Here is a 17,345-nt window from a genome sequence, read left to right on the forward strand (position 1 = left end):
AGTCCGGGCCGGATGCCGGAAGGCGCGGCCCCGCCGCGCAGTAGCGGGACCGGCACCCGGGATCGGTGCCGGTCATGAAGCACCGCGGGGCATGGCTTGTCTGGGGTGCCGGTGTCTTCGCCTACATGGTGGCAGTCACCCAGCGGACTGCGTTCGGCGTCGCCGGCGTAGAAGCGACTGACCGTTTCGACGCAACGGCTTCGGTTCTCTCCGTCTTTACCGTCGTCCAGCTGCTGGTTTACGCCGGGCTGCAGATCCCGGTGGGAATGCTGGTGGACCGCTTCGGGCCGCGGCTGCTGATTGCCGGCGGTGCAGCCCTGATGTGCGCCGGCCAGTTCCAGCTGGCGGTAGCCGACTCAGTAGGGGCGGGAATTGCCGGACGCTCCCTGGTGGGGGCGGGGGACGCCCTGACGTTTATCTCTGTACTCCGGCTGCTTCCCGCCTGGTTCCCCCCGGCACGGGTCCCCGTGCTGACCCAGTGGACGGGCATTATTGGACAGCTGGGCCAGATTGCCAGCGCCATCCCGTTCGCTTTCCTGCTCCGAAGCCTCGGCTGGAGTACCGCTTTTACCGGCGCAGCGGCACTTTCCGTCCTGGCGCTGATTCTGTCTTTGGTCCTGATCCGCAACAAGCCCAGCGGCCCCCGGCCGGCCGCCGCAGCAGCGGGTGGCCCGGAGTCCAGCCTGGCTGCGGCGTGGCGGCAGCCGGGCACGCGCCTGGGACTGTGGACCCACTTCACCATCCAGTTCCCCGGCACCGTTTTTGTGCTGATGTGGGGCTACCCCTACCTCGTCAGCGGTGAACAGGTCTCTGCGCCCATGGCGTCCTTCCTCATGACGTTCTTTGTCACGGTGGCGATCCTGTGCGGGCCATGGCTGGGCGCGTGGGTCGGCAGGCATCCGCTGCGCCGGTCCACTATGGTGCTGCTGATCGCCGGAGCCATGGCAGCGGCCTGGCTGGCAGTGATGCTCTGGCCCGGTCCCGCGCCGGTATGGCTGCTGCTGCTCCTGGTTTCGGTGCTGGCAATCGGCGGGCCGGGATCCATGATCGGGTTCGACTTCGCCCGGACCTTCAATCCGGCCAGCAGGCTGGGAACGGCCACGGGGATCGTTAACATCGGCGGGTTCGCTGCCTCCCTGATCTCGATGTACCTGATTGGGCTGGTCCTGGACATGCTCTACGCCGGGGGATTCTCCAACGGCAACCTTTACGACCTGACGTCCTTCCGCATCGCGCTGGCCGTCCAGTTCGCCGTCATGCTGGTCGGGATTGCCGGAATCTTCCGGACCCGCCGGATCATCCGGGCCCGCATGGCCAGTGAGGGACTGGATCTTCCGCCGTTGCGGGAAGCACTGGCGCGTGAACGGCAGCGCCGCCGCAGCCAGCGCCGGAGCAGCGGACAGGAAGGCACGACGGGAGAGTTGGAAGACTAGAGGATCTGCCCTCCACAGGGGCCGCCGGAGCTGTGGCAGGCACAGGCCCGTCCCCACTCCCGGGGCTGCGCGGGAGCTCCCCTCCGCGTGCAGCAAGAGTACTTCCATGAACGAATTCGCCGAACACCGGCCGTCCCCGAACGGAACCTCGGCCGAGGCCGAAAACGCCGCGCTGAGAGTTGGGTCCCCGGCAGACGTACTTGCGTTTGTGCCGCACTGCCTGGGCTTTGTTCCGCAGGAATCGCTGGTCCTCCTTGCGCTCAGGGGCCGGAGGCTGGGAGCCACGCTGAGGCTCGACCTGCCCAGCACCGGATCAACGGCCGGCATGGAGGTGTCCGCCGGGGCTGCAGGGCATGCATTTGCTGCCGGCTACAGCGCGCGCATCTGCTCGCTTCTTTCCGGGGACGCAGAGGCAGACGGCGTCCTTGTTCTCGTCTACACCGATGCTCCGTGGGAACCGGAGGAAGAAGCGCCGTACGCTGCGCTGATTGCCCGGGTGGGTAAGGAACTCGCCGCCGCCGGGTTGGCTGTGCGTGACGGCTGGCTGGCCGGCAACGGGCACTGGCGCGACTATTTCTGCACCTCGGCCCAGTGCTGTCCGTGGCCGGGCTATCCCCTGGACCAGATCCACGGCAGCACACTGAACGCGGAACTCGTATACCGGGGGAGCGCCTACTCGCCGTCCCTGGAAGCTGCGGTAGGGCTTGCCGGCGCACGTGTGAGGAACCCCGAAACCGTCCGCAGCGAAGAGGCCAGCCGGCTGCGGTTCGCCGGGATATGGACCCGGGCCGCCACCTTCCGCGCAACACTTGCCCAGTGGGAAGACCGGCTCAACGGAACGGGCAGTCCCGCCCGGGACGGACTGCTGCTCGCAAGCCTCGAATCAAAGCCGGTCCGGGACGCCGTCCTGGTCCTGGCTGCCCTGGGACTCCATACGGCGGTTGACGGAGCCCGCCACTGGCTGGCACCGGCCGGACCAGGCCCGGACGGTCCGGCAGATCCGGACGGGCTGAGCTGTCCCCCTGACTGCCCTCCCGCCGGATTCCGGGGCAGTCCGGAAGCGGGGCACGTCTTCCGGTCCGTGCTCATCGGGCGCAGCCGGGCAACTCCTGACTGGGAGCGGCTTGACCGCGCCTACCTGCTGTTCCATTCCCTGCTGGCTGATGCGGCCGGGGAACCTGCTGCGGCCCTGCTGACCCTATTGGGGTGGCTCGAATGGGCGCGGGGAAGGAGCTCACGCGCAGACGTCTGCCTTTCCGCTGCCCTCAGGACTCACCCGGGGTACCGCCTGGCGCAGTTGCTTCAGGCCCTGCTGGTCCGCGGCGACCTGCCGGTATGGACGCAGTCCCCGAAGACAGCCTGGCGCGGGCCGTCCTCCGGATAGCCGGAAGCGGCACCGGGATCAGCGCGGCCCGCCGGGCCAAAGCCAGCCGGCCCGAGCACGCCGGGCCAAAGCCGGCAGGCCGCTGGTCCTGCGCGTCCGGTGCTGGCCGCGGCGTGAAAACATGCGACAATGGGAACCGAGACCCGGTTGGGTTCGTGTATCAAGTGTCGTTCCGCACTTTCCGTTGACAGCGGAGGGAATAGGAACCGTATGCGGCTTGTTTCGATAAGAAGCACGCCGCGTGCCGACCATTTGGTTTAGCACGGACTTGACAGGGTCATAGTGGTGTTGCCCCGATGGTGGCGCCGCAGCCCGCCGTATTGAAAGGTTTTCTGTGTCCGCGAGAAAGACAACTGCTGTCAAAGAGACTGACACCGTGACTGCCGCCCCCGAAGTTACTGAAGCGGCCGCGGCCGCAGCGACCAAGACGGCCGCTAAACCCGCCCGCAAGCCGGCCACGCGCAAGGCCCCGGCTAAGGCGAAGGCCAAGAAGGCAGCTCCGGCAGAAGAAGCTGAAGTAACCAGCGAAGACTCGGACGCAGAGCCCACTGACGTTGACGTCGAAGTTGTCGAAGCCGATGCTCCGGATGCCGCGCCCACCGGATCCGGATTCGTCTACTCGGACGCCGATGATGATGACGCCCCCGCCCAGCAGGTCGTATCGGCAGGTGCCACCGCCGACCCCGTCAAGGATTACCTGAAGCAGATTGGCAAGGTTGCCCTGCTGAACGCCGAGCAGGAAGTGGATCTGGCCCTGCGCATCGAAGCAGGGCTCTACGCCGAAGAGAAGATCGCGGCCGATCCTGACATGGATCCCAGGCTCAAGCGCGACCTGCAGCAGATCATCCACGACGGCAAGCGGGCCAAAAACCACCTGCTGGAGGCCAACCTCCGCCTGGTGGTGTCCCTGGCCAAGCGCTACACGGGTCGCGGCATGCTCTTCCTGGACCTGATCCAGGAAGGCAACCTGGGCCTGATCCGCGCTGTGGAGAAGTTCGACTACACCAAGGGCTTCAAGTTCTCCACCTACGCGACCTGGTGGATCCGCCAGGCCATCACCCGTGCCATGGCGGACCAGGCACGCACCATCCGTATTCCGGTGCACATGGTCGAAGTCATCAATAAGCTGGCCCGCGTCCAGCGCCAGATGCTTCAGGACCTGGGCCGCGAACCGGCTCCGGAGGAACTGGCACTGGAACTGGATATGACGCCGGAGAAGGTCGTCGAGGTCCAGAAGTACGGCCGCGAACCCATTTCGCTGCACACCCCGCTGGGTGAGGACGGCGACTCGGAGTTCGGCGACCTGATCGAAGACTCCGAAGCCGTGGTCCCCGCCGACGCAGTGAGCTTCACGCTGTTGCAGGAGCAGCTGCACTCGGTTCTGGACACCCTCTCCGAGCGCGAAGCCGGCGTCGTCGCTATGCGGTTCGGCCTCACCGACGGACAGCCCAAGACCCTGGACGAAATCGGCAAGGTCTACGGCGTGACCCGCGAGCGGATCCGCCAGATCGAGTCAAAGACCATGTCCAAGCTGCGCCACCCGTCGCGGTCGCAGGTCCTGCGGGATTACCTGGACTAAGACCCGAGAATCACAGTCTGCAAAAGAAGGAGTGCCCCGCAATGCGGGGCACTCCTTCTTTATGTCCGTCAACCATCCCCATATTTAGCCGCTCGGCGCTGGAATCACCCGTACGCCGGAACAGGGCGGCCGAACGGGCGAAGCCGGCCGGACACAGAACGAGGGCCCTTCCCGGCGGAAAGGGCCCTCGCATAGCGTCTTATGGACAGCTGGTCCGAAAGATTAGTCCTCGGGAGAACCGGCCTTCTGGTGCAGACGTGCACTCTCGTCATGCCACTCAGAGGTCAGGGGGCGGAGATTGGCCTCCACTGCCCGGGCGTGATGAGCGCAGAAAAGCAATTCCCCACCGGAGGTTTCGAGTACGGCGCGGACGTACGCCTGGGCACCGCAGCGGTCACAGCGGTCCAGTGTGTTGAGATGACGGGTAGCAACTGCTGCTGTCATGAGTGCCTCCTAAGGGGTGTTGATATCCCATATAACCACCTTTGTGCTGCGGACCTTTCCAACTGGGCGTGTCTTTCGCTCTGCGCGTACCAATGAGGTGGGACTCCCCGGAACACCGTGGAGCTGATGGAGGAGGAACGGTACGGCTGAGTCGCTGCCCGGTCCGCGGGTGTGCGGGCATTAACCTATTAAGAGGCCGGTTTCTCGCCGGCTGCCCGGCCGTAAGGCCGGCCAACGCAAAACAGGCCTTTCCCCGGCCCTAGGAGTTCAGCAAACGTGGTCCCCCTGGATACTGAGTACAACGCCCGCCATCTCTCCGTGCTGGAGGGACTCGAGGCGGTCCGCAAGCGTCCCGGCATGTACATCGGCTCCACCGACTCCCGTGGCTTGATGCACTGCCTGTGGGAGATCATCGACAACTCAGTCGACGAAGCTCTCGCCGGATACGGCCAGAGCATCCGGATCATCCTGCACGCAGACAACTCCGTGGAGATCCATGACGACGGGCGCGGCATTCCGGTCGACATCGAACCCAAGACCGGGCTCTCCGGCGTGGAAGTTGTCTTCACCAAGCTGCATGCAGGCGGAAAGTTCGGCGGCGGTTCCTATGCAGCCTCGGGCGGACTGCACGGCGTTGGCGCCTCTGTCGTCAACGCCCTTTCTTCACGCCTGGACGTCCAGGTGGACCGCGCTGGCAAGACCTACCAAATGACCTTCCGGCGCGGTGAACCTGGAACCTTCGCCGACACGGGTTCCAAGCCCTCGCCCGACGCGAAGTTCACTCCGTTCCTGGAAAGCTCAAAGCTTGAGGTGGTGGGCAAGGCCAAGCGCGGTGTGACAGGAACCAGGATCCGCTACTGGGCCGACCGGCAGATCTTCACGCCGGACGCCAAGTTCTCTTACACCGAGCTGGAGGCCCGCGCCCGGCAGACGTCTTTCCTGGTGCCCGGGCTGAGGATCACCCTGCGGGATGAACGCCGCCTTCCCGGAACGCCCGGCGAGGACGGCCCGGTTGAAGAGGTTTTCCACCACGACGGCGGCATCTCCGAGTTCGTGGAGTTCCTCGCTGCTGATGCTCCGGTCACTGACATCTGGCGGCTGCACGGTTCCGGGAAGTTCAAGGAGTCGGTCCCGGTCCTGGACGAACGCGGACACAGCCAGATTGCCGAGGTGGAGCGCGAGTGCGAAGTGGACATCGCCCTGCGCTGGGGAATCGGCTACGAGACCACCACCCGCAGCTTCGTGAACATCATCGCTACGCCCAAGGGCGGAACGCACCAGGCCGGCTTCGAGCAGGCGCTGCTGAAGACTTTCCGCAAGGTCATCGAGGCCAACGCCCGCAAGCTCAAGGCCGGCAACGACAAAATCGAGAAGGACGACGTTTTCGCCGGCCTGACCGCCGTGCTCACGGTGCGCCTGGCCGAGCCCCAGTTCGAGGGCCAGACCAAGGAAATCCTCGGCACGTCCGCTGTGCGCGCCATCGTTGCCAAGGTCGTCGAGAAGGAAATCTCTGCCCGGCTGAATTCCACCGCCCGCGGTGACAAGGCGCAGACCGCGCTGCTGCTGGAAAAGGTCGTCTCCGAGATGAAGTCGCGTATCTCCGCGCGGGTGCACAAGGAGACCCAGCGCCGGAAGAACGCACTCGAGACATCTTCGATGCCCGTGAAGCTGGCCGACTGCCGCATCGACGATGCCGAGCGTTCCGAACTGTTTATTGTGGAGGGCGATTCCGCCCTTGGCACGGCCAAGATGGCCAGGTCCTCGGATTACCAGGCGCTGCTGCCCATCCGCGGCAAGATCCTGAACGTGCAGAAGGCCTCAGTGTCGGACATGCTCTCCAACGCCGAGTGCGCTGCCCTGATCCAGGTGGTCGGAGCAGGGTCAGGACGCAGCTTCCAGCTGGAGGCCGCCCGCTACGGCAAGGTCATTTTCATGACTGATGCCGACGTCGACGGCGCCCACATCCGAACCCTGCTGCTCACCTTGTTTTTCCGCTACATGCGTCCCCTGGTGGAAGCCGGGCGCGTTTATGCGGCTGTTCCCCCGCTGCATCGTGTTGAGGTCATCAACCATGGCTCCAAAGCCAACGAGATGGTCTACACATACAGCGAGAAGGAGCTGCACCAGCTGCTGGCCCGGCTGGAGAAGGAAGGCAAGCGCTACAAGGAGCCCATCCAGCGCTACAAGGGCTTGGGCGAGATGGATGCCGACCAGCTGGCGGAGACCACCATGGATCCCCGGCACCGCACGCTGCGCCGGATCCGGCTCAGTGAGGCTGCGGAAGCAGACCGCACCATGGACCACGTCGACGAAGCCACGTTCGAGCTGCTGATGGGCAGTGACGTAGCGCCCCGGAAGGACTTCATCATTGCCGGTGCCGCGATGCTGGACCGGGACCGGATCGACGCCTAGCCCCGGGGCCTGCCCCGCAGCTGCCGCCTAGCGGATCAGGCCGGGCGCGAAGAGGAGCACTGTGGGCACTGCCAGCAGCAGCACTGCGCTGGCCTGGATCACTGCCCGGATCCAGCGGGGGAGCGGCGGCTGCGGAGTCAGCAGCCGGGAAAGCCTTCCGGCAATGACGTCCTCCTGGCCGTCCACCCCGCCGGTCACTGCCGCGGTACCGGTGGGGCCGGGCAGGCTGGCAGCAGTTTCCGCCCCTGCCCCCGAGCCGACGATCGCGACGGCGCGGACCAGGGTCTGGCGGTCCACCTTCTTCAGCGCCTCGTCGTCGGCCAGCATTTCGATTAGTTCGTTCACCGACTGCTGGGCGAGCTGTGACGTGGGAAGCCAGGGGAGAGCCGCACGCCAGGCAGCGAAGGCCCACAGGAGCAGATGGTGGTGCTGGCTGAGGTGGGCCTTCTCATGCGTCATCACTGCGGTGAGTTCAGCTTCGGACAGGATGTCCATCAGGCCGTCAGAAAGCACGGTAACGGACTGGCCTCCGCCCGGGAGGCAGTAGGCGACCGGTGAAGGATAGGGGATTACGAGGGTGGCCGGAGCGTCGAGCGACGGCGAACTGAGCAGGTTCAGCATGTCCCGGTGCCGGCGGCGGCCGCTGAGGATCCGGTAATAGGTCAGCAGCAGGGTGAAGACCAGGTGGACGGTGAGCAGGATGGCCGCGCTGATCGCGAAGACGTGGACCAGGCCGAGGGTTTCTGCAGGGCGTCTCTGGATGAGGATGTCCCAGAGCGACCGAAGCCCCTGGGCCAGGTTTTCCCCGATGGGCTCAAGGCCCCAGGCCAGCATCGCGCCGATCATGGAAAGCCCGCCGGCGAGTGCGATGGCCTGCCACAGCACCATCGCTGAAAACGGCGACCGTGAAGGCCATTTGGCACGGGAAAGGATCACGGGCACGGGCCAGGCCAGGATGATGGCCAGCGCAGCCAGGAAATAGGACGCCCAGAACATGTGGAGCGCCGGTCCGCGGACTAGGCGCCTTCCAGCAGCCTGCGCAGGGTCTGTGCCTCCGTCGCGGAGACGGAGCCGACGAATCGTGCCAGGACGGCTTCGCGGTCATTGGCTGAACCGAGGACCTCGTGCATCAGTTCGGCCGTGTGTTCGGCGCGGGTAGTTACCGCCCGGTAGCGATGCGGGCGGATGTCACGCTCTCGGGCGACCAGCGCCTTCTTCTCCAGGCGCGAGAGGACGGTCAGCACGGTGGTTACCGCGAGCCCCTTAGCCTGGGCGCGTCCTGCGTCGTTCTGGGCCAACCGCTCGCGCAGTTCATTGGCGGTCAGGGCTTCGCTGGATTCCCAGAGGAGATCCATCATCGCCCGCTCAAGTTCTCCGAGAGTCGCCATGTCAGTCTTCTTTCGTTCTTCGGTCCAGGGCCGGGGGATCACTCCGGGCAGGTCGTCCTGCGGGGCCAAACCAAGGATGGCCACGCGACGGAGCTTAACAGTACCGGTTTTTCGGCTCTGTCTCTACGACTTGTAGAAAAAAGATTCTACGAGCTGTAGAAAAGTTCTCCCGCGTTGTTCTACGATCAGTAGAAGAAGGGGGTTCTACGTTCTGTAGAACATGTCGCAACTGAAGGATTGTTTTCGTGGAAGCATTGGACATTGCCCGCTGGCAATTCGGGATTACAACGGTTTACCACTTCCTGATGGTTCCACTCACGATCGGCCTGGGGCTCGTAGTTGCTGCCCTGCAGACCGCCTGGGTGCGTACCGGAAAGGAAGAGTATCTTCGGCTCACCAAGTTCTGGGGCAAGCTGTTCCTGATCAACTTCATCATGGGTGTAGCCACAGGCTTGGTCCAGGAGTTCCAGTTCGGTATGGCGTGGAGCGAATACAGCCGCTTCGTCGGGGACGTGTTCGGTGCTCCGCTGGCGCTGGAGTCCCTGCTGGCCTTCTTCACCGAGTCCGTTTTCCTGGGACTCTGGATCTTCGGCTGGAAACGGCTTCCGCAGAAGCTGCACCTTGCCACCATCTGGCTGGCCACCGGTGCTTCTGCCCTGTCTGCCTACTTCATCCTGGCCGCTAATTCCTGGATGCAGCACCCCGTCGGCGTTGAGATGGTCGACGGACGTGCCGTCATGACGGATATCTGGGCCATCCTGACCAACAACACCCTGCTGGTTGCCTTCCCGCACACCATTACCGGTGCGTTCGCAGTCGCCGGCGGCTTCCTGCTGGGTATCTCCTGGTACCAGCTGTGGAAGCGGCGCCGCGACGGAATCGACACCGTGGATGCGGACGGCCGTGTGGTGGTGGGGGAGAATGCGGCCATTGGCCGTGACAAGACCGACCATGCGGTCTGGATCAAGGCACTGCGCATCGGCGCCGCCGTCGCCGTCGTCGCTTTTGCCGGCACAGCTATCACCGGCGACCTGCAGGGCAAGCTGATGTTCGAACAGCAGCCGATGAAGATGGCGGCTGCCGAGGCTGCCTGCCACAACGGCACCGCGTTCTCCGTGCTCTCCGTAGGTGACGTGGGTGCCAAGGACTGCGAAGACGTCCAGACCCTGATCGAGGTCCCCGGCGTGCTGTCCTTCCTGGCCAACGGCGACTTCAACACTCCTGTCGAAGGCGTGAACACGCTGATCCCGGAATACCAGGAGAAGTACGGCACGCACCTGCCCGACGACCCGATGTACGGCGAACAGGCCGGACAGGAAATCGACTACCTCCCCGTGATGTCAGTGACCTACTGGGGCTTCCGGATCATGATCGGTTTCGGCGGCGTCGCTGCCATTGCGGCCGCAGTTGCACTGTGGGTCACCCGCAAGGGCACCGTCCCGGAGTCCAAGTGGCTCATGCGGCTTGCGGTCTTCGGGATCCTCGCTCCGTTCGGCGCCAACAGCGCCGGCTGGATCTTCACGGAAATGGGCCGCCAGCCCTTCGTCGTCGTGCCTAACCCGAGCTTCACCGGCATAGACAACGTGTTCATGTTTACCGCGGCGGCCGTGTCGCCGGGGGTCAGCATGGCGGAACTGCTGTTCTCCGTCATCTCGTTCACGGTGATCTACCTGGCCCTGCTCGTGGTTGAAGTGCGGCTGCTGTTCAAGTACGTACGCGGCGGCGTTCCGTCTGCGATGCCCGAACTGCTCCACGCGTCGGATTCAGACGACGGTGACGGCGACGGCACTCCGGGCACACCCGGCACGCCCGGTGGACGGAAGTCCGACGACGTCCTCGATTTCGCCTACTAGCGCCGGAGACCCAAAATGACGCTTGCAACTTTCTGGTTCATCGTTATCGCCTTCCTGTGGGTCGGATACCTCTTCCTGGAGGGATTCGACCTCGGCGTGGGCATGCTCATGAAGCTCTTTGCCCGCAGTGAACGCGACCGCCGCGTGCTGCTCAATACCATCGGACCGGTGTGGGACGGCAATGAGGTCTGGCTGATCACTGCCGGCGCCATGACCTTCGCAGCATTCCCCATGTGGTACGCCTCGCTGTTCTCGGCGCTCTATATCCCGCTGACGCTGGTCCTCCTGGGTCTGATCTTCCGGGCAGTGTCCATCGAGTACAGGGGCAAGCACGACTCCGATTCCTGGCGGAACCGCTGGGACTGGGCCATGGCCCTGGGCTCCTTCGTGAGCGCCTTCGGTGTGGGGGCCGCCCTGGCCCTGACTTCCACCGGCCTGCCGCTGAATGAGAACGGCGACCGTGTGGGCGGTGCCTTTGCCTGGTTGACGCCATGGGCAGTGCTGGGCGGCCTCGCTGTGGTCGGCTTCGCCCTGGTGCATGCATGCGCCTTCCTGACGCTGAAGACCGACGGCGAGATCCGGGCCCGTGCCCGTCGTGCCCTGGTCCGCTGGCTGCCCGTGGGGATCCTGCCGCTGGCAGCCTGGGCTGTCGGCGTACAGTTCCTCAGCGGGGACCTGATGTCCCTGATCCCGCTCGCCGTGGCGGTAGTCGCCGTTGCCGTTGCCTGGCTGATGGCGTCCCGCGGCAAGGAAGCCCTGGCCTTCGGCTCCCTGGCAGTGTTCCTGCTTTTCGGCGCGGTATCCATATTCGCAGCCATGTACCCCGTGGTGCTCCCGTCCACGCTGGACGCAGCTTGGAACCTGACGGTGGAGAACGCCTCCTCCGGGCCGTACACCCTGAAGGTGATCACCTGGGTTTCCGTCTTTGGCCTTCCCATCGTCCTCCTCTATCAGGGCTGGACCTACTGGGTGTTCCGCAAGCGCATTAGCGCAGACTCCATCCCTCCGGTTCATAGGATCACGGCCCAGTGAAACCGGTTCTTCCTGTCAGCGCCACCAGCCGCCGGGCCCTGTACCTGCTCGGCCTGCTGGCGGCGCTGAAGGCCGTCGGTCTGGTGCTGCTGGCCACCGGCATCGCCGCGGGCATTGCCGGACTGGCCGCGGGCGGCCCGGACTGGGGTTACGTCGCGGCCACCGGTCTTGCCGGTGCGCTGCTGCGGTCCCTGGCGATGTGGGCGCAGGAAACCGTCGCCCAGCGGGCCGCCGCCGGGGTCAAGGATGAGCTGCGCGCCCAGCTGGCCGACCGGGTGCTCGAGGAGGGCGGGAGTGTTCCCGGCATGGGATCGGGCGCGCTCAGCGTGCTTTTGACCCGCGGGCTGGACGGACTGGACAACTACTATGCCAAGTACCTGCCGGCCCTGGTGACCTGTGCCGTGCTGCCCCTGCTCGTTGGCATCCGGATCCTCGCTGCTGACTGGGTCAGTGCAGTCGTCATCGTCCTGACGGTGCCGCTGGTTCCGGTGTTCATGATCCTGATCGGCCTGCATACCGGGGACAAGACAGCCAAGGCCATCGACGCACTCAACCGGCTCTCGGACAACATGCTGGAGCTGGCCAAGGGCCTGCCCGTGCTCGTGGGTCTGGGCCGGGCCAGGGCCCAGACCCGCGCCCTGCGCGACGTTGCCGACCGCTACCGGACCACCACGCTGGAAACCCTGCGCGTGGCCTTCCTTTCCTCCCTGGCGCTGGAACTGATCGCGACGATCTCCGTGGCCGTAGTGGCCGTGTTCATCGGTGTCCGCCTGGTCCACGGCGACATGAGCCTGGAAATGGGACTGCTGGCCCTGCTCCTGGCGCCCGAGTGCTACCAGCCCCTGCGCGACCTTGGTACGGCCCACCACTCCAGCGAGGACGGACTCGAGGCGCTGAAGCGGACGAACGCGGTCCTTGACGCACCCGTTTCCACGCCGCTTGTCCCGGCCGCCGGCGCCGCCGGCGCCGTGGCAGTCCACGGGCTCACCGTCCGCTACCCGGGACGTCCCGGTGCCGTCATCGATGGGCTCAGCTTCACTGTCCCCGTGGGCACCATCGCCGCGCTCACCGGCCCCAGCGGATCCGGCAAGACCAGTGTCCTGGAAATCCTTGCCGGGCTGCGCCGCGACGGGGCCGGAGCAACCATCACAGGGACGGTCCAGGGTGTGGACCGTGCTTCGGTGGCCTGGATTCCGCAGCACCCGGTTCTCATGGAAGAGACCGTGCGGGAGGAAATCGGGCTGTACTCCGGACTCAGCGACGGGAGCGGGCAGCGGCGTGCCGCAGCGCGGGCATTGGCAGAGGTCGATGCCGCCCATCTGCTGGAGAAAACGACGGCGGAACTGAGCCCGGGCGAACAGCGCCGCGTCGCGGTCGCCCGTGCGATCGCCCGGGTCCAGAACGTACCCGGCGTCCGTGTCCTGCTGGCGGATGAGCCGACCGCGCACCTCGATAACCACAGTGCCGCAGCCGTCCGTGCCGCCCTCTCCAGGCTCCGGCTTCAGTGCACCGTCCTGCTGGTGGCCCATGACCCCGAAACGGCAGCCATTGCCGACGTCGTCATCCCGGTATCCGGCGCGGCACCGTCGGAAGGACTGCAGCCCCTTGGCTCGTTGGCAGACGCTGTGGACACCCCCTTGGACGAACCCCTGGAAAGTACAGCGAACGCCGAAGAACGGCACGGTCCGGCCGTCCGGCAGCCGCTGTGGAGAAACCTGCTGGTGCTGAGGCCGTGGAGCCCGCAGTTCCTGAAGGCCCTGGCCTACGGCACCGGAGCCACCATCTTCGCCGTGGCGCTCAGCGCGCTCTCGGGCTGGCTGATCGTCCGTGCCTCCGAGCAGCCGCCGATCCTTTACCTGCTGATGGCAATCGTCGGTGTGCGGTTCTTCGGCATCGGACGTGCCGTCCTGCGCTACCGCGACCGGCTCCACCTTCATGACGCGGTTTTCCGCGCCACGAATTCCATCCGGATCCGTCTCTGGAACGGGCTGCTGAACCGGCCCGAAGGCTGGCGGAGGCTGGCACGCGGCGGCGGAGCGCTCGAACGGCTGGTGGGCGACGTCGACGAATTGCGGGACATCGCTCCCCGGGTCGTCTTCGCCCCGGTGACGGCTTTCATGACCGCCGTGGCAGCATGCGTTGCCACCTGGCTCCTGATTCCGGAAGCGATCCTGGTGCAGATCGGACTCTGCGTCGTCGGGCTCGTCGGCGCCCCGCTGCTCGCGCTGTGGGCTGATTCCACCGCCCGGGGACGGACTGTTGCCCTGCAGTCGCGGGCTATGGCCGCGATGGCCAAACTGCTGACGGCAGCCAGGGACCTGGAAGCGAACAGCAGCTCCGGCCCGGTCCTCTCCCGGCAGCGTGCACTGGATTCCGCCGCGGCCCAAGCTGCCCGGCGCAGCGCCTGGGCACAGGGACTGGCCAACGCCGTGACGGCACTGGCCTGCGCCGGGTCCGCGCTGTGGATCCTGAGCCTGGCACAGGGCGTCCCGGTAACGGCAGCGTCGTTGATCGTGCTCATGCAGCTCGCCCTGCTGGAGTGCTTCGCAGCCGTGAACGGCTCGATCCAGCAGTTCCAGGCCTGGCGCATCCTGGGCGACAAGGTGCTCCCCGACCTTGGTTCCAACTCCGTTGCTCCGGCGGATGATCACGGGTCCAGCGCCCTGCAGAGGCCGGCCTCCGCAGGAACTGTTCCTGTCCCCGGCCATGCGGGTCCAGGCGCGATCGACCTCATCGGGATCCGTTACCGCTATCCGGGAGCCTCTGCCGATGTGCTGGACGGTGTTGACCTGCACCTTGAGACGGGCCGCTGGCTGGCCGTCACCGGACCGTCCGGAAGCGGAAAGTCCACGCTGCTGGGTGTGCTCCTGGGCTTCCTCAGGCCTCAGGACGGCATCTTCCTGAAGGACGGGCAGCCCGCCGAAAACATGGACAGGGAAGAGCGGGGCATGGCCTGGTGCCCGCAGGAAGCGCATCTCTTCAACTCCACCGTCCGGGGCAACCTGCTCCTGGCACGCGACCGCGAACATGCTCCGTCCACGGACGAAATGCTCGACGTCCTCACGGCTGTCGGCCTTGAAGACCTGATTGCAGAACTTCAGGACGGCATTGACACCAGGATCGGCAATGGCGGCCATTTCCTCTCGGGCGGCCAGCGGCAGCGGCTCGCCGTGGCCCGCGCCCTGCTCACCGAGGCGGACATTGTGCTCCTGGACGAACCTACTGCCCACTTGGATCCGCCAGCAGGACGCCGCCTCATGGCGGACCTCAGGAAGGGCCTGGCCGGTAAGTCGGTGGTGGTGGTGACCCATAATCCGGCGGACGCGGCCTGGTGCGACGATGAACTGGTGCTGGGTGCGGAGGATCGGAGTCTTGCCCTACGCTAGGGGCCATGACTTTTCCCGACGGCCTGCAGCTGCCCGGAAACGAGACGGGGTTGTCCTGGCGGTCTATCACGCCGGCCGACCTTGATGACTGGTATGCACTGACCCGGCGGATCGTGGCAGAAGACAAACCGGGCTGGGCCGAAGAGCGTGCCGACCTGGAACATGTCCTGTCCCGGTCCAGTGACGATCCGGCGCGGGACACCATCGTGGGCCTGGACCCGGACGGCGTGCCCAGGGCCTTCGGCGGCGTAAGCGTCAACCCGGATTCCGTCCGGGTGTCGGGGTTCGGCGGCGTGGACCCGCAGTGGCGGCGGCGCGGAATCGGCACCGCCGTCTTCCGGTGGCAGGAGGCACGGGCGAAGCAGCGCGTCCAGGACCGCCGGGGCAGCCAGCCCGTGCTTCGAAGCTACGCAGAAGCAAACAACCCCTCCGCCGTCGCCCTTCTGGAATCAGCGGGAGCTCGAATCGTGCGGTATTTCACGGAGATGACCCGCCCGCTGGCCGGTGAGCTTCCCGAGGTGCCGCTGCCGGAAGGACTCTCCTTCGTGACCTTCTCCGAGGAGCTGTCAGAACGCTTCCGGCTGGCCCACAATGAAGCTTTCCAGGACCACTGGGGCAGCGAGCCGAGGGACCAGGAGAGCTGGACGTTCACGGTCAGCCATCCGCAGTTCCGGGCCGACTGGAGCTTCGCCGTGGTGGAGGAGTCTTCCGGCGGCATAGCCGCCTACCAGCTCGCGAGCTTCGATCCCGAATCCAAGGAGATCCTCGGCTATACCGAGGGGTACACGGAGCTGCTGGGCGTGCTGCGCGGCTGGCGCGGCATGCGGATCGCCCCGGCGATGCTGTCTGAGGCCATGCGCCGGTTCCGGGACTCAGGCATGGAGAACGCCGGACTTGGGGTGGATACGGAAAACCCCTCCGGAGCCCTGAAGATCTATGAACAGCTCGGCTACAGGCCGGTGAGCCGCCAGGTTGTGTTCGACAAGCCGCTGGCTGCCGGTTCCGCTGCCTAGGCCGGAACCACCCAGATGGCTTCAGCAGCGGGCAGTCCGAGCTCCACCCGGCCGCCGCTGCGCTCAAGCGTCAGGGTGCCCGCATAGGTTTGCCGTTCGACGATGCTCAGTTCGGCGTCGAGGCCCAGCCCCATGCCGCTCAGGTAGCGCAGTAGGTCCGGGCTGGTGTCCGACACCCTGGCAATACGCAGGGGCCTGCCGGGCTCGCTCTGGCTGAGCCGCGCAGCGTCCAGCGGCGGCAGGCTGCCGTCACGGTCGGGAATCGGATCACCGTGGGGGTCGCGGACCGGGTGGCCGAGGCGGACCGCCAGCGCCTCCACCATCTTGTCCGAGACAGCGTGCTCCAGGTTCTCTGCTTCGTCGTGGACCTCATCCCAGCCGTAGCCGAGGTATTCGACAAGGAAGGTCTCGATCAGCCGGTGACGGCGGACCATGGTTACCGCAGCCTGCTCACCCTCCGGCGTCAAGGCCACTGAGCCGTAACGTGCGTGCGTCAGGAAACCCTGGGCAGCCAGCTTCTTCACTGCCTCTGACACTGAGGAAGGAGAGAACCCAAGATGGGCGGAGAGGGCAGAGACCGTTACCGGTTTGTCCGTCCATTCCTGGGCTGTCCAGATGACTTTCAGATAGTCCTCTGCAGCGCTGGTCAGTGCTTTGTTTTCCACGCGTACCACCTTACGCCAGGGGTGGCTTGAGCCATTCAGGCCGGAGCCCCGTCCTTGCCGCCTGGTCCAAGGAGTTTTCGCGTGCACCGGGAATATACCGGAGGGGGGTATATGTTGTGGACGTAGAAGGGGTCGAAAGGAAGGCGGAGGCCATGGAGGCAGCAGTGGAGCACGCTCCTTGTCCCCCGCGGGTACGCGGGGGACAAGGAAGCCTATCTGCGGCGGCTGAAGCGGATCGAAGGCCAGGTGCGGGGGATTGCCCGCATGGTGGACGAGGACCAGTACTGCATCGATGTCCTGACCCAGGTATCGGCGGTCACCAAGGCACTGCACGCCGTCAGCCTCGGCCTCGTTCAGGACCACATATCGCACTGCGTTGTCTCGGCTGCACGGGAAGCCGATGCAGCGGGGGATCCGCGCATTGTGGACGCAAAAGTGCAGGAAGCAACCGACGCCATTGGGCGCCTCATCCGCTAAAGGCTGCGGCGGACCTAACAGGCAACAGATATGGGCAACGTCCCGGAAGGACCACCATGAACACGGAACTGAACATCTCGGGGATGACCTGCGGGCACTGCGTAGCATCCGTTACTGAAGAACTCACCGCGATCGGCGGGGTGGAGGACGTCAAAGTCGACCTGCAGCCGGAAGGGATTTCCACCGCAGTCATCACCTCCACCGAACCCATCGCCCCCGAGATCCTGAGCGAAGCAGTGGCTGAAGCCGGCTACACAGTCGTCGGCTAGGCAGAGAGGA

The 17,345-nt window shown here is 65.6% G+C and carries 13 protein-coding genes and 1 pseudogene; 10 read left to right on the forward strand and 4 right to left on the reverse strand.

The window, feature by feature from the left end:
• Window positions 1-74 precede the first annotated feature (74 nt).
• From LOC59_RS05925 to LOC59_RS05935, 3 genes are all read left to right on the forward strand, one after another.
• A complete protein-coding gene (locus tag LOC59_RS05925) occupies window positions 75-1,433 on the forward strand; it encodes an MFS transporter (protein ID WP_227897084.1) in 1,359 nt (452 codons plus the stop codon).
• A 106-nt stretch (window positions 1,434-1,539) separates the two neighbouring features.
• Window positions 1,540-2,817, forward strand: coding sequence for a DUF4192 domain-containing protein (locus LOC59_RS05930; protein WP_229971003.1), 1,278 nt, complete (start codon window positions 1,540-1,542; stop codon window positions 2,815-2,817).
• A gap of 334 nt (window positions 2,818-3,151) precedes the next feature.
• Window positions 3,152-4,396 (forward strand): RNA polymerase sigma factor, encoded by a 1,245-nt coding sequence (locus tag LOC59_RS05935; protein ID WP_227897082.1) that lies wholly within the window; start codon window positions 3,152-3,154, stop codon window positions 4,394-4,396.
• A 222-nt stretch (window positions 4,397-4,618) separates the two neighbouring features.
• On the opposite strand, the gene LOC59_RS05940 is transcribed toward LOC59_RS05935, so the two are convergent.
• The gene (locus LOC59_RS05940) at window positions 4,619-4,840 is read right to left on the reverse strand and encodes a DUF7455 domain-containing protein (RefSeq protein ID WP_227897081.1); all 222 of its coding nucleotides are present in this window, start codon (window positions 4,838-4,840) and stop codon (window positions 4,619-4,621) included.
• Window positions 4,841-5,116: 276 nt separating this feature from the next.
• Between LOC59_RS05940 and LOC59_RS05945 the strand changes: the two genes are divergently transcribed.
• Window positions 5,117-7,252, forward strand: a complete 2,136-nt coding sequence (locus tag LOC59_RS05945) for a DNA gyrase/topoisomerase IV subunit B (protein ID WP_227897078.1) — start codon at window positions 5,117-5,119, stop codon at window positions 7,250-7,252.
• 27 nt (window positions 7,253-7,279) lie between these two features.
• Here the strand turns inward: LOC59_RS05945 and LOC59_RS05950 are convergent, their stop codons facing one another.
• Both LOC59_RS05950 and LOC59_RS05955 read right to left on the reverse strand, forming a co-directional pair.
• On the reverse strand, window positions 7,280-8,248 hold the full coding sequence (locus LOC59_RS05950) for a M56 family metallopeptidase (protein WP_227897076.1): 969 nt from the start codon (window positions 8,246-8,248) through the stop codon (window positions 7,280-7,282).
• Between the two features lie 20 nt (window positions 8,249-8,268).
• Window positions 8,269-8,640 (reverse strand): BlaI/MecI/CopY family transcriptional regulator, encoded by a 372-nt coding sequence (locus tag LOC59_RS05955; protein ID WP_227897188.1) that lies wholly within the window; start codon window positions 8,638-8,640, stop codon window positions 8,269-8,271.
• A gap of 245 nt (window positions 8,641-8,885) precedes the next feature.
• Here LOC59_RS05955 and LOC59_RS05960 point away from each other — a divergent pair, with 245 nt between their 5' ends.
• From LOC59_RS05960 to LOC59_RS05975, 4 genes are read left to right on the forward strand one after another with little or no spacing between them, the layout of a single operon-like run.
• Window positions 8,886-10,493: a cytochrome ubiquinol oxidase subunit I gene (locus tag LOC59_RS05960; protein WP_229971007.1), complete on the forward strand. Its 1,608-nt coding sequence runs from the start codon at window positions 8,886-8,888 to the stop codon at window positions 10,491-10,493.
• Window positions 10,494-10,508: 15 nt separating this feature from the next.
• Entirely contained in the window at window positions 10,509-11,525 is a 1,017-nt protein-coding gene (gene cydB, locus LOC59_RS05965) for a cytochrome d ubiquinol oxidase subunit II (RefSeq protein ID WP_227897073.1), read from the forward strand.
• The gene (gene cydD, locus LOC59_RS05970) at window positions 11,522-14,911 is read left to right on the forward strand and encodes a thiol reductant ABC exporter subunit CydD (RefSeq protein ID WP_229971009.1); all 3,390 of its coding nucleotides are present in this window, start codon (window positions 11,522-11,524) and stop codon (window positions 14,909-14,911) included. The genes cydB and cydD overlap by 4 nt, the downstream gene beginning before the upstream one ends.
• 5 nt (window positions 14,912-14,916) lie before the next feature.
• Window positions 14,917-15,924 (forward strand): GNAT family N-acetyltransferase, encoded by a 1,008-nt coding sequence (locus LOC59_RS05975; protein ID WP_229971011.1) that lies wholly within the window; start codon window positions 14,917-14,919, stop codon window positions 15,922-15,924.
• Here LOC59_RS05975 and LOC59_RS05980 read toward each other — a convergent pair.
• Window positions 15,921-16,589: a metal-dependent transcriptional regulator gene (locus LOC59_RS05980; protein WP_227897069.1), complete on the reverse strand. Its 669-nt coding sequence runs from the start codon at window positions 16,587-16,589 to the stop codon at window positions 15,921-15,923. The two genes, LOC59_RS05975 and LOC59_RS05980, sit on opposite strands and share 4 nt — an antisense overlap.
• 183 nt (window positions 16,590-16,772) lie before the next feature.
• On the opposite strand from LOC59_RS05980, the pseudogene LOC59_RS05985 reads away from it, so the two are divergent.
• Window positions 16,773-17,066 (forward strand): annotated as a pseudogene (locus LOC59_RS05985) (metal-sensitive transcriptional regulator); the annotation flags it as partial.
• Between the two features lie 56 nt (window positions 17,067-17,122).
• Window positions 17,123-17,335, forward strand: a complete 213-nt coding sequence (locus tag LOC59_RS05990) for a heavy-metal-associated domain-containing protein (protein ID WP_227897066.1) — start codon at window positions 17,123-17,125, stop codon at window positions 17,333-17,335.
• The last annotated feature ends 10 nt before the right edge of the window (window positions 17,336-17,345 follow it).

It is taken from the genome of Arthrobacter sp. zg-Y916, from assembly GCF_020907385.1.
Classification (GTDB): Bacteria; Actinomycetota; Actinomycetes; order Actinomycetales; family Micrococcaceae; genus Arthrobacter_B; species Arthrobacter_B caoxuetaonis.

Excerpts from the sequence above, each read along its gene's own strand:
- LOC59_RS05930 (WP_229971003.1), top strand. The coding sequence starts at position 1,540 with ATGAACGAATTCGCCGAACACCGGCCGTCCCCGAACGGAACCTCGGCC.
- LOC59_RS05925 (WP_227897084.1), top strand. The coding sequence starts at position 75 with ATGAAGCACCGCGGGGCATGGCTTGTCTGGGGTGCCGGTGTCTTCGCC.
- LOC59_RS05955 (WP_227897188.1), bottom strand. The coding sequence starts at position 8,640 with ATGGCGACTCTCGGAGAACTTGAGCGGGCGATGATGGATCTCCTCTGG.
- LOC59_RS05950 (WP_227897076.1), bottom strand. The coding sequence starts at position 8,248 with ATGTTCTGGGCGTCCTATTTCCTGGCTGCGCTGGCCATCATCCTGGCC.
- LOC59_RS05940 (WP_227897081.1), bottom strand. The coding sequence starts at position 4,840 with ATGACAGCAGCAGTTGCTACCCGTCATCTCAACACACTGGACCGCTGT.
- LOC59_RS05975 (WP_229971011.1), top strand. The coding sequence starts at position 14,917 with ATGACTTTTCCCGACGGCCTGCAGCTGCCCGGAAACGAGACGGGGTTG.
- cydB (WP_227897073.1), top strand. The coding sequence starts at position 10,509 with ATGACGCTTGCAACTTTCTGGTTCATCGTTATCGCCTTCCTGTGGGTC.
- LOC59_RS05990 (WP_227897066.1), top strand. The coding sequence starts at position 17,123 with ATGAACACGGAACTGAACATCTCGGGGATGACCTGCGGGCACTGCGTA.